This is a genomic window from Bradyrhizobium elkanii USDA 76, assembly GCF_023278185.1.
In the GTDB taxonomy this organism is placed as follows: Bacteria; Pseudomonadota; Alphaproteobacteria; order Rhizobiales; family Xanthobacteraceae; genus Bradyrhizobium; species Bradyrhizobium elkanii.
On sequence record NZ_CP066356.1, the window covers coordinates 8,980,193 to 8,991,318 of the forward strand.

Sequence of the window (11,126 nt, forward strand, 5' to 3'; positions counted from 1 at the left end):
GTCGTCCCGGCGAAGGCCGGGACCCATAACCACGACCGTCAATTGCTGCGCAACGCTGGGGCCACAGCTCGCTTCAACAACGCGATCCTGTGGTTATGGGTCCCGGCCTTCGCCGGGACGACAGCGAATTTGCGGCGCGACTTGCCGCCTCAACCCTTGTCGTTCTCGAGCTGAAAGATCTGCGCCCCCTCGCCGCTCGAGATGAGGCCGGTCTTGTTGTAGAGGCCGAGCTTGGCGCGGGTGTCGGCAATGTCGAGGTTGCGCATCGTCAGCTGGCCGATGCGGTCGGCCGGCGTGAAGGCGGCGTCCTCGACCTTCTCCATGCTGAGCCGTTCCGGCGCATAGGTCAGGTTCGGGCTCTCGGTGTTGAGGATGGAGTAGTCGTTGCCGCGGCGCAGCTCGAGCGTCACCTCGCCGGTGACGGCGCGCGCCACCCAGCGCTGCGCGGTCTCGCGCAGCATCAAGGCCTGCGAATCGAACCAGCGGCCCTGATAGAGCAGGCGGCCGAGCCGCATGCCGCTGATGCGGTACTGCTCGATCGTATCCTCATTGTGGATGCCGGTGACGAGACGCTCATAGGCGATGTGCAGCAGCGCCATGCCCGGCGCCTCGTAGATGCCGCGGCTCTTGGCCTCGATGATCCGGTTCTCGATCTGGTCGCTCATGCCGAGGCCGTGGCGGCCGCCGATCGCATTGGCCTCGAGGAACAGCGCGACCGGATCGGCGAACGTCTTGCCGTTCAGCGCGACCGGCTGGCCTTCCTCGAAGCGCACCACGACCTTCTCAGCCTTGACGTCGCAATCGGCGCGCCAGAACGGCACGCCCATGATCGGGTTGACGATGGTGATGCCGCTCGCAAGGCTCTCGAGATCCTTGGCCTCATGCGTCGCGCCGAGCAGATTGCTGTCGGTCGAATAGGCCTTCTCCGCGCTCATCTTGTAGGCGAAGCCCTGCGCGGTCATGAACGCCGACATCTCGGCGCGGCCGCCGAGCTCGTCGATGAACTGCTGGTCGAGCCAGGGCTTGTAAATGCGCAGGCTCGGGTTGGTCAGCAGGCCGTAGCGATAGAAGCGCTCGATATCGTTGCCCTTGTAGGTCGAGCCGTCGCCCCAGATGTTGACGCCATCCTCCTGCATCGCCGCGACCAGCATCGTGCCGGTCACCGCGCGGCCGAGCGGCGTGGTGTTGAAATAGGTGATGCCGCCGGTCGAGATGTGGAACGCGCCAGACTGGATCGCGGCGATGCCTTCATGGACCAGCTGGGTGCGGCAATCGACCAGGCGGGCCTTCTCGGCGCCGAAATCCATCGCCTTGCGCGGGATCGCGTCGTAGTCGGCCTCGTCGGGCTGGCCGAGATTGGCGGTATAGGCGAAGACCTTGGCGCCTTTCAGCTTCATCCAGAGCAGCGCCGCTGACGTGTCGAGCCCGCCCGAGAACGCGATGCCGACTTTTTCGCCGGTGGGCAGGCTTTTCAGAATCGTACTCATGGGACGGTCCAATCGGTCGAAATCGGTGGTGAATTAGGCAGGCCGAATATCAAATTTCCGGAGCCTGGGCACGCCTTTAATCAGACTTCGGGCGGGCTCGGCTCCGCCTGGCGACCCCGGCGCCAGCGCTGCATCCACTGGTAGCCGGGCATCGCCAGCCGCGTCAGGGTGGCATCGACCTGGGCGTCGGTGAGCCGGGTCGCGGCCCAGCGGTAGATCAGCGCATAGAACAGCCAGACGGTGAAGAACGACACCAGGCCGGCAATCGCCACATCGGTGAAAAAGTGCCCGCCGAAGGCCATTCGCAGCCCGCTGGTGACGATGCCGAACACGGTCGCCCCGGCAAAGGCCAGCGGCCGCCAGGCGGGCGGCGTCAGTGCCGCCGGTGCATAGGTCCAGAACGCGGTGGCGCCCTCGCCGGAGAAGAACGAGCAGTTGCGCGGGCAGCCGCCGCGCGGGTCCCACCACGGCATGAATTGCAAATCGCCGCCGAACTGCGTCACGAACACCGGCCGCGGCCGGCCCCAGTAATTCTTGAAGGTGAAATTGGTGAGCACGCCGGCCGAGAGCAGCATCGTGGTGAGCAGGAACACGGCGGCGCGGCCGGACATCAGCATCGGCCGGTCCGGCCGGATGAATTTCCAGACGATGGTCACGATCGCCGGCAGCACCAGCGCCCAGGCGATCCACATCGCCGCATCGCGCGCAAACGACGCCACCGCGTCGAGCTTCAGCGGGAAGGTTTTCCGCGCCACATCGTAGAACAGCGCCGCCAGCTTCAGGTCGAGCTCGGGATAGATCCCGAACAGGATGCCGACGATGAGCGCCAGCGCCAGCGCGATGAAAAGTCCGGTCCGGTTCATGGCGCGCGGTTTAGCCGAGGCGGCGGGGCATGGAAAGTGCGTCTGCTTGCCTTACCCTCCCCTGGAGGGCAGGGCTATCGCATGTGACCGAGGAGTTCGAAGAGGAACGCATCGTTCCATCCGGCGCGTTTGAGCTTGCCGCGCAGGGAGCCTGTCGTGTCCGGGTGGGCTTGGGCGACGTTGAGGGCCAGGCGCCTGAGCACGGCCAGGTTGGCCGGCCCGTTGTCCTTGCGGTTGCGGGCGAGGTCCTCGTCGAGGGTGACGTCGAGCGGCCAGTGCAGGTTATTTTCGATGCCCCAATGAGCGCGGACGATACGCAGGACGTCTTTGCGGCTGTAGGGGCGGCTCATCAGGAAGTAGCGCTCGACCGTGTCGTCCTGTCCACGCTTGCTGGTGATGCGGGCGACGGCTTTGAAGCCCGGGAAGTCGTGCTTCTTGGCCATGCCGGGAGCCGGCGCAACGAGAGCAACACGCTTGTCGGTGCGTCCATGGTCCGCATCGGTGGTAGTGAGCGAAGTCTTGCCCTTGCGTTTGACGGCGCAGATTGCGGCTTTGGCATCCTCCAACAGAGCGGGCTGGTTCGCCTTCACCGCCAGCACGTAGTCACCGCCCCGTGCCACGATCGCTTTGGCCATCGCGCGGTGGCAATGCAGGGCATCGGCCGTGACTACGCAGCCCTTGAGCTGCAGGAGTTCAAGCAACTGCAGGGCGCCATCGACTTCGTTGTTGTTCGGCGCCAGCACATTGGCAAGCGCCATGCGCGTCTGCGCCGCCCAGGCGGTCACCATCACCGGCGGCATGTGGCTCCTGCCGCGTTCGTAGCCGCGTCGCAACGCTTTGCCGTCGAGCGCGATCACACCGCGCGGCCGCTTGATCTTCGCGCCTTGCGCAAAATCCTTCATAAAACGCCGGAACGTGACCTCAAACGCCTTCGGGTCGAGCATCCGGAACACCCGACTGAACGTGTCGTGGCTCGGCAGGCCGTTCCTGAGCACCAGAACATCCTGCCAAAGGTAGGCCTTCATCCGGGCAAACAGCGCCATATCCGTGCAACTCGTCGCCCCACACAGCGTCGCCATCAGCGCGATGAACAAGATCTCGGTCAGGTCATGCAGCGCGTTGTCGGCCCGCGGGTCCGGCAAATCCTCAAAGCACTCGGCAAATCGTTGCATCGGCCGCTCCCTTCAGATCAGGAGCTGCCTTCAGAATCCCTTTCCTTCGATTTGGCAACTACTTGCATGTGCACCACATGCGATTCCCCTGCTCTGGAGGGGGAGGGTCGGCTCACGTTGAGCGCAGCGAAATGTGAGCTGGGGTGGGGTGATCTCTCAACACGGGCAGTTCTCATGTGGAGAGACTTCACCCCACCTCGGTTCGCATCTCGCTGCGCTCCATGCGAACCGATCCTCCCCCTCCAGGGGAGGATAAGAATCGGGTCACGGCTGCCGCGATTGCGACGGCAAGGGCGGGGGCGGCGGCAACGGGCGCGGCGGCTCGCGCCAGGCGCCGGCGGTGCGGCCGGCGATCAGCCAGTAGACCAGGCCTGCGACGATGCCGGCGCCGGTCATGATCTCCATGTGCCGGCGCACGATGCCGTGGAATTGCATCATGTCGGGATCGAACGGAACCAGTCCGAGATAGCAGGCCGCGCCGACGATCGCGCCGCCGACCGCATAGGCCAGCACGCTCCGGATGAAGAACGCTTCGGTGATCAGCACCACGATCAGCGCCGGCAGCAGCGCAAAGCCGGATATGAAGATGAAGCCGAAGCCCAGCACGACGTTAATAGCGCTCTGGTCGATCTGCCCGCCGAAATCGCTGATCTCGGGATACAGCACCGCGACGACCACGATGATCCCTGCCACGAAGCAGGCCATCAGGAAGCCGAAGCCGACGACGAACAGGCGGCCGATCAGGGCCATTGGGTCATTCCATTATCGGACAGCGGGCGGGGCATTCATCTCTCCTCGTCATGTCCAGGCTTGGCCCGGGCATCCACGTCTTCTCTCGCGGAGGCGAAGCTAAGACGTGGATGGCCGGGACAAGCCCGGCCATGATGAAATATGGAGATACTTCTCAATCCGTCATCGCCATCGCGCGCAGCGCCTGGCGCTCGCGGGCGGAGAGCTTTTCGGTCTCCGACTTGAGCTGGCCGCAGGCGGCGAGGATGTCGCGGCCGCGCGGCGTGCGCACCGGCGAGGAATAACCGGCGTTGAAGATGTATTCGGAGAATTTCTCGATCTGCTCCCAGTCCGAGCATTCGTAGGCGGTACCCGGCCACGGATTGAACGGGATCAGATTGATCTTCGCCGGAATGCCCTTCAGCAGCTTCACCAGGAGCTTGGCGTCATCGAGCGAATCGTTGACGCCCTTGAGCATCACATATTCGAAGGTGATGCGCCGCGCGTTGGAGGCGCCGGGATAGTCGCGGCAGGCCTGCAGCAATTCCTTGATCGGATATTTGCGGTTCAGCGGCACCAGCTCGTTGCGCAGCTCGTCGCGCACCGCGTGCAGCGAGATCGCGAGCATCACACCGATCTCGTCGCCGGTGCGCTGGATGTTCGGCACCACGCCCGAGGTCGACAGCGTGATGCGGCGGCGGGAAATGCCGATGCCCTCATTGTCGGCGACGATCAGCAGCGCATCGCGCACCGCGTCGAAATTATAGAGCGGCTCGCCCATCCCCATCATCACGATGTTGGTCACGCGGCGCGTGCCGTCCTCGCGGTCAGCCCAGTCGTTCAGCCGGTCGCGCGCAACCATCACCTGGCCGACGATCTCGCCGGCGGTGAGGTTGCGCACCAGCCGCTGCGTGCCGGTGTGGCAGAACGCGCAGTTCAGCGTGCAGCCGACCTGCGAGGAAACGCACAGCGTGCCGCGATCGGTCTCGGGAATGTAGACGCACTCGACCTCGTGCGGCCGCTCGACCTTGTCGCCGCTCGGCAGCCGCAGCAGCCATTTGCGGGTGCCGTCGTTGGAGATCTGCTCGGCGACCACTTCGGGACGGTCGACGGTAAAATGCTTCTCGAGCTCGGCGCGCATGTCCTTCGAGACGTTGGTCATCTCGGCAAAGCTCTTGGCGCCGCGGAAATACATCCAGTTCCAGAGCTGCTGGGTGCGCATCTTGCGCTGGCCAGCCTGCACCCCGATCTCGCCGAGGCGATCGGCGATCTCGGCGCGCGACAGCCCGATCAGCGACGGCTTGGCCGGCGGCACATAGGTCTCGAGCGGAACCTTCTCGACCAGCGGGCTGGCGCCGGAGACGGCATGGGTGGTCACGGTGTCGGTCATGAAACCTCAAATAGGCCTTCCAGCCGGTGCTGGAAAGCCACCAAATACCTCGATTTCAGGCCTTAAGTCGATTTTTAGAGTATGATCTTTCCGGAAAACCGCTTCACACTTTTCCGGATCATGCTCTAGCGCCGGCAGTCCTGCCCGAGCCGGTCAAGCGCCTGCGCCAGGCCCTTCAGCGAGAAGGTATCTGTCGTCTCGGTGCCCTTGGCCGAGACGGCTTTTACCGTCAGTTCGGCCGATTTGCGCATGGATTCCACCATCCGCTCCTCCTCGGCCGCATTCTTGATCCAGAGGCCGTCGCCCTGCGTGTACATCGCATAGGTCCCGCCGCCGACCTGAATCGTCGATTCGGAGCCCGGCTTCACGGTGTAGCCGATCATGATCGAGACTTCGTTGACGACCTTCTCCGCCGGACGGGTGGAGATGAAGGCATAGGCCGGATCGCGCGGCCGGTTCGCCGGATTGGTCTTCGACGAGGACGGCTTGGCGAGCGCAAAGCACACCTTCTTGCCGTTGGGCGATGCCGTGTACGCGCCCCAGGTGCCGAATTGGCCGATCAGCGTCGGCTCCGCGCCGCCGGCCGCAGCCGCCGCGGCCGAAGGCGCCGGCTTGGCTGCTTCCTTCGCGGTATCCTTCTTGGGCGCAGCCTGCACCGGCGCGAGGGTGATGAACCCGCACAGGATACAAGCAACCAGTGATGTCAGAATCTGCCGCACGGCCAACTGGTTCCCCCATCATTGTGACTGCAAGATGGCCCGGCGATTCCCCTCCGCCGGCTCGGATGGATAACCGGGAAACGCTTTTTTGGGAAGGCAGTTAGGCCGAAAGACGAACGCCGCTCACTATCCTGCGCACGTCGTGGCTTGTTATCACTTAGCTTATCACTTGGCGCGCGCAGCGCGTTGCTTCTCCCACTGCGCATCGGTCCATTGCAGCAGGTCCTCGGCACCGGAACTGCGTAAGTGCGAGCCGCCATCCTGCACCACCATCTCGCCGTTGATGTAGCCGGCCTGATCCGAGATCAGGAAGGTCGCGAGATTGGCGAGCTCCGCATGCTCGCCGGCGCGGCCGAGCGGATTGCGATGCGCCCAGCTCTCGCCGCGCCCTTCGGGACGCAACTGTCCGGTCGCACCTGCGGTCGGAAACGCGCCGGGCGCGATCGCGACGGTGCGGATGCCCTTCGGGCCCCACTCCACCGCAAGGCTCTTGGTCATCGCGAGCACCGCGGTCTTGGCCATCGAGGACGGCACCGTGAACGCGCGGCCGGTGATGGTCGAGGTCGACAGGATCGAGAGCACAACGCCCCTGTGCTTGCCGTCGATCCAGCGGCGGCCGGCGGCGAGCGTGCAGTACATCGTGCCATGCAGTGTCGGCGCGAGGATCGCGTCCGCCGCGCGGAACGACAAATGTTCGCTCTGCGCAATAAAGGTTGCGGCAGCATTGTTGACCAGCACGTCGATCGGCGCGTCCTGCCAGACCTGATCCATCATCGCTTCGACCGCCGCTCCGTCGCGGATATCGCAGCGCGCGATGGAAACCTTGGCGCCGAGCTCGCTGCGGAATTTTGCTGCGGTTTCCTCCAGCAGCCCTTCGCGCCGCCCGCAGATGATCAATTCGGCGCCGAGTTCGGCGAAGCGGTAGCCCATCGCCGCGCCAAGGCCGGAGCCGCCGCCGGTGATCAGAATGCGCTTTTTCGCCAGCAGGCCTTTTTCAAACATAGTTTGATCCCTCCGCACTGTATTGTCGCTCCGCCGCAAATCCGGCATGAAGCTTGTAGTCCAAGATCTTGCAGCTCTTTCTGCGTCCGAAACTCAGGTGTGTCCATGAAAGCCATCCTCTGCTCGCAATACTGTCAACCCGACGATCTCGTGCTGGCTGACGTGCCCGATCCGGTGGCGGGTCCCGGCGAAGCCGTGATCGCGATCAAGGCGGCGGCGCTGAATTTCTTCGACATCCTGATGATCCAGGGCAAGTACCAGATCAAGCCGCCGTTCCCGTTCTCGCCGGCCGCCGAGGTTGCCGGCGTGATCGAAAGCGTCGGTGCCGGCGTCACTGACCTGAAGGTCGGCGATCGCGTCGTCGCTTCCTGCGGCCACAACGGTGCGCGCGACAAGATCGCGCTGCCGGCGAATTCGATCGTGAAGATTCCCGACAACCTCGACTACGACCGCGCCGCCGGCATCATCATCATCTACGGCACCGCGCTGCATGCGCTGGAAGATCGCGCAAGCCCGAAGCCGGGCGAGACGCTCGCGGTGCTCGGGGCCGCCGGCGGCACCGGCCTTGCTGCGTGCGAGCTCGGCAAACTGATGGGCCTGAAGGTGATTGCCTGCGCCTCATCGGACGAGAAGCTGGCCTTCGCGAAACAGCACGGCGCCGAGCTGACGCTGAACTACGCCAAGGAAGATCTCAAGGAAGGCCTGCGCAAGCTGACCGACGGCAAGGGCGCCGACATCGTGTTCGATCCGGTCGGCGGCGCCTATGCCGAAGCCGCGCTGCGCTCGACCGCATGGGAAGGCCGCTTCCTGGTGATCGGCTTTGCCGCCGGCGACATTCCGAAGATCCCGCTCAACCTCGCGCTGCTGAAGGGCTGCGATATCCGCGGCGTGTTCTGGGGCGCCTGGGCGCGGCAGAATCCGGACAAGAACCGCAAGAACCTGGAGAAGCTCGTGCAGTGGACCGCGGAAGGCAAGATCTCCTCGCATGTCGACCGCACCTTCCCGCTGTCGCAGACCGCGGAAGCCCTGAAGGTGCTCGCCGGCCGCAAGGCCATGGGCAAGGTGATCCTGCACCCGGGAAGCTGAGCACGGGTTCGGTAACTTGGTAGCCCGGATGAAGCGAAGCGAAATCCGGGACCGAGCCATCCGCGGTTGGAGCAGCCCCCGGATTACGCTTCGCTTCATCCGGGCTACAGGTTCTTCTCCTTCCCCCTGAAAGGGGGAAGGTCGGGATGGGGGGGCGCCCGCAGACGACGCTGCAAGCCGAGAGAGCAGATCCCCACCCGCTTTGCTCTGTGGAGCAAAGCGACCTCCCCTTTTCAAGGGGAGGTTAGAACATCACTCCTCTTCCGGCACACCGCGCTTCAGCGCGGCGCGGGCGGCATCGCGATGCTCCGGCGTGATGTGGCTTGCCACAATGCGGAGCGCGGTTGCGAGCACTGCGGCGTCATCGGTGAAGCCGAGGATCGGCAGCATGTCGGGCACGAAATCGAACGGCAGGATGAAATAGGCGATCGCCCCGAGCAGCGCCGCCTGCACGTGGCGCGGCGTCTGCCGGTCGAAGGCGCAGTAATAGGCGGCCAGCAGGTCCTCCGCGAAAGGCAGGCTCGCCACCACCTTCTTGAACTTAATCCAGAAACGGCGGCGCACGCTTTCCGGGTCCTGCGCCAGCCGATCGGCAGGCCCAAATCCCGCGCCGTGTTCGCTCGATGTCATCGCAAGGTTCCTCGACGCCGCGCCAGCTCGGCGGCGGACGATGCGAATCTGGGGATATCGGCGGACCCGCGCAAGGTTGCACGCGCCGGGCTCAACTGACCCCAAGCTGCCTTGCGATCGCGTTCATGGCCTTGGCAAGGTCGATGTCGCGCTTGGTCACCCCGCCGACATCGTGGGTCGACAGCACCACCTCGACCGTCTTGTAGACGTTTTTCCACTCGGGGTGATGGTCGCTCTTCTCGGCGACCAGGGCGGCGCGGGCCATGAACCCGAAGGCCTCGTTGAAGTCCTTGAACACGAAAGTCTTGGCGATCGCCTCGCGGCCGGACGTTTCCGACCAGCCGGCCAGTTCCCAAAGGGCGGCCTTCCTTGCCTCCGCTGACAGCCGTTCGACCATGGTAACCCTCCCGTTTAACGCCGACTTTAGCCTAACAACCGGCCTCCGGGATGGGATCCACGCCCAAATTAAGGCCGAAATCGCGTCCTATCGCCGCTGGTAACCATGACGGAGTTGTAACATCTGTCCATTCAGTAATTTGCTACACATAGGGGATGTATGCGCGTTGGTAGTTTTGCGAGATTGAGCCCCGACGATTGTTTGCGAGATCGATGACAGACGGCTCCGCCAGCATGTCGCCCAAGCCGCTCCGTTCGGCAAAGCGGCGGCTGATGTTCGTTTTGATCGCGGGCGCGCTGGCCATCATCGGCACGCTGATGGCGGGCTATTATTTCGCCGTGCGTCCGGTGACGCTGCGGATCGCGGTCGGTCCCGCCAACAGCGATGACCTCAAGGTCGTGCAGGCGCTGGCGCAGGCCTTCAACAACCAGCAGCAAACCCAGGTCAAGCTGAGGCCGGTGCAGACCGAGGGCGCCACCGCCAGCGCGCAGACGCTGGCCGACGGCAAGGCCGATCTCGCCATCATCCGCGGCGATCTCGAGGTGCCGAAGAATGCCCAGGCGGTCGCGACCCTGCGCAAGAATGTCGTGGTGATGTGGGTTCCGCCCGCCAAGGGCAAGGTCCGGAAATCCGCGCGGATCACCAAGATCGCGCAGCTTGCCGGCCGCAAGATCGGCGTCGTCGGCCGCACGCCGGCCAATGTCAATTTGCTGAAGCTGATCCTGACGCAATACGGTGTTGACCCGATGAAGGTCGAGATCGTGCAATTCCCGGCCAATGAGGCGGCGGAAGCGATCAGGAACCTCAAGGCCGACGCCTATCTCGCCGTCGGCCCGGCCAACAGCAAGATCACGATCGATGCGATCACGGCATCGGTCAAGAACGGCGGCGAGCCGAGCTTCCTTGCGATCGACGCCTCGGAGGCGATCGCGCAGAACCATCCAGCCTATGAGGCCGCGGAAATCCCCGCCGGCTCGCTCGGCTCCGCCGACCGGCCCGACGATGAAGTGAAGACGATCAGCTTCTCGCACCACATCGTCGCGCGGAAGGGCCTGTCGGACTCGACGGTCGCGGCATTCACGCGGCAATTGTTCGCGATCCGGCAGTCGCTCAAGACCGATTTCCCGCTTGCCGCCAAGATCGAGACGCCGGACACCGACAAGGATGCCACCATTCCGGTGCATCCGGGCGCCGCCGCGTTTGTCGACGGCGAGGAAAAAACCTTCCTCGACCGCTACAGCGACTACATCTGGTGGAGCCTGATGGCGTTCTCGGCGATGGGCTCGGCCGGTGCGTGGTTCGCCGGCTATCTCAAGCAGGACGAGCGCAACACCAACACCTCGCAGCGCGAACGCCTGCTGGAGATGCTGAAGGCCGCACGGCAAAGCGATTCAATCGAGGAACTCGACCAGATGCAGGCGGAGGCCGACGACATCCTGCGCCACACGCTGGACTGTTTCGAGCACGGCGCAATCGAGGAAGGCACGCTGACCGCATTCAACATCGCGCTCGAGCAGCTTCATAACGCCGTCGCCGACCGCAAGGCGCTGCTGTTCAGCATGCCGCAGAATTTGCAACGGACTGCCACGCAGTTCAGGGCGGCGGGCACGGCGTAGAGGCGCCACTACTCTCTATCCGCAAACTCCCCTTG

At 64.3% G+C, this 11,126-nt stretch carries 11 protein-coding genes; 2 read left to right on the forward strand and 9 right to left on the reverse strand.

Going from position 1 to position 11,126, the window contains the following annotated elements:
- Positions 1–149: 149 nt before the first annotated feature.
- The 7 genes from argG to JEY66_RS42465 form a co-directional block, all read right to left on the reverse strand.
- Positions 150–1,487 carry an argininosuccinate synthase gene (argG, locus tag JEY66_RS42435; protein ID WP_016846284.1) on the reverse strand — a complete coding sequence of 446 codons (1,338 nt, stop codon included), beginning with the start codon at positions 1,485–1,487 and terminating at the stop codon, positions 150–152.
- A gap of 80 nt (positions 1,488–1,567) precedes the next feature.
- On the reverse strand, positions 1,568–2,350 hold the full coding sequence (locus JEY66_RS42440; protein ID WP_016846283.1) for a phosphatase PAP2 family protein: 783 nt from the start codon (positions 2,348–2,350) through the stop codon (positions 1,568–1,570).
- Positions 2,351–2,424: 74 nt separating this feature from the next.
- On the reverse strand, positions 2,425–3,522 hold the full coding sequence (locus tag JEY66_RS42445; RefSeq protein WP_248887588.1) for an ISAs1 family transposase: 1,098 nt from the start codon (positions 3,520–3,522) through the stop codon (positions 2,425–2,427).
- Positions 3,523–3,786: 264 nt separating this feature from the next.
- Positions 3,787–4,272 (reverse strand): hypothetical protein, encoded by a 486-nt coding sequence (locus JEY66_RS42450; RefSeq protein WP_018269371.1) that lies wholly within the window; start codon positions 4,270–4,272, stop codon positions 3,787–3,789.
- A gap of 154 nt (positions 4,273–4,426) precedes the next feature.
- Positions 4,427–5,641, reverse strand: coding sequence for a dual-specificity RNA methyltransferase RlmN (gene rlmN / locus JEY66_RS42455; protein ID WP_018269370.1), 1,215 nt, complete (start codon positions 5,639–5,641; stop codon positions 4,427–4,429).
- 125 nt (positions 5,642–5,766) lie between these two features.
- Positions 5,767–6,351, reverse strand: coding sequence for an invasion associated locus B family protein (locus JEY66_RS42460; RefSeq protein WP_370146028.1), 585 nt, complete (start codon positions 6,349–6,351; stop codon positions 5,767–5,769).
- A 174-nt stretch (positions 6,352–6,525) separates the two neighbouring features.
- On the reverse strand, positions 6,526–7,362 hold the full coding sequence (locus JEY66_RS42465; RefSeq protein WP_016847221.1) for an SDR family oxidoreductase: 837 nt from the start codon (positions 7,360–7,362) through the stop codon (positions 6,526–6,528).
- A 105-nt stretch (positions 7,363–7,467) separates the two neighbouring features.
- Here JEY66_RS42465 and JEY66_RS42470 point away from each other — a divergent pair, with 105 nt between their 5' ends.
- The gene (locus tag JEY66_RS42470; RefSeq protein ID WP_016847222.1) at positions 7,468–8,448 is read left to right on the forward strand and encodes an NADPH:quinone oxidoreductase family protein; all 981 of its coding nucleotides are present in this window, start codon (positions 7,468–7,470) and stop codon (positions 8,446–8,448) included.
- Between the two features lie 252 nt (positions 8,449–8,700).
- Here JEY66_RS42470 and JEY66_RS42475 read toward each other — a convergent pair whose 3' ends face one another.
- On the reverse strand, positions 8,701–9,078 hold the full coding sequence (locus tag JEY66_RS42475) for a YkvA family protein (protein WP_018269369.1): 378 nt from the start codon (positions 9,076–9,078) through the stop codon (positions 8,701–8,703).
- A 91-nt stretch (positions 9,079–9,169) separates the two neighbouring features.
- Positions 9,170–9,475 carry a 4a-hydroxytetrahydrobiopterin dehydratase gene (locus JEY66_RS42480; RefSeq protein WP_016847224.1) on the reverse strand — a complete coding sequence of 102 codons (306 nt, stop codon included), beginning with the start codon at positions 9,473–9,475 and terminating at the stop codon, positions 9,170–9,172.
- A 212-nt stretch (positions 9,476–9,687) separates the two neighbouring features.
- Between JEY66_RS42480 and JEY66_RS42485 the strand changes: the two genes are divergently transcribed.
- Positions 9,688–11,091, forward strand: a complete 1,404-nt coding sequence (locus tag JEY66_RS42485) for a TAXI family TRAP transporter solute-binding subunit (RefSeq protein ID WP_016847225.1) — start codon at positions 9,688–9,690, stop codon at positions 11,089–11,091.
- Positions 11,092–11,126 lie beyond the last annotated feature (35 nt).

Excerpts from the sequence above, each read along its gene's own strand:
- JEY66_RS42480 (WP_016847224.1), bottom strand. The coding sequence starts at position 9,475 with ATGGTCGAACGGCTGTCAGCGGAGGCAAGGAAGGCCGCCCTTTGGGAA.
- JEY66_RS42475 (WP_018269369.1), bottom strand. The coding sequence starts at position 9,078 with ATGACATCGAGCGAACACGGCGCGGGATTTGGGCCTGCCGATCGGCTG.
- argG (WP_016846284.1), bottom strand. The coding sequence starts at position 1,487 with ATGAGTACGATTCTGAAAAGCCTGCCCACCGGCGAAAAAGTCGGCATC.
- JEY66_RS42445 (WP_248887588.1), bottom strand. The coding sequence starts at position 3,522 with ATGCAACGATTTGCCGAGTGCTTTGAGGATTTGCCGGACCCGCGGGCC.
- JEY66_RS42450 (WP_018269371.1), bottom strand. The coding sequence starts at position 4,272 with ATGGCCCTGATCGGCCGCCTGTTCGTCGTCGGCTTCGGCTTCCTGATG.
- rlmN (WP_018269370.1), bottom strand. The coding sequence starts at position 5,641 with ATGACCGACACCGTGACCACCCATGCCGTCTCCGGCGCCAGCCCGCTG.
- JEY66_RS42470 (WP_016847222.1), top strand. The coding sequence starts at position 7,468 with ATGAAAGCCATCCTCTGCTCGCAATACTGTCAACCCGACGATCTCGTG.
- JEY66_RS42440 (WP_016846283.1), bottom strand. The coding sequence starts at position 2,350 with ATGAACCGGACCGGACTTTTCATCGCGCTGGCGCTGGCGCTCATCGTC.
- JEY66_RS42465 (WP_016847221.1), bottom strand. The coding sequence starts at position 7,362 with ATGTTTGAAAAAGGCCTGCTGGCGAAAAAGCGCATTCTGATCACCGGC.
- JEY66_RS42485 (WP_016847225.1), top strand. The coding sequence starts at position 9,688 with ATGACAGACGGCTCCGCCAGCATGTCGCCCAAGCCGCTCCGTTCGGCA.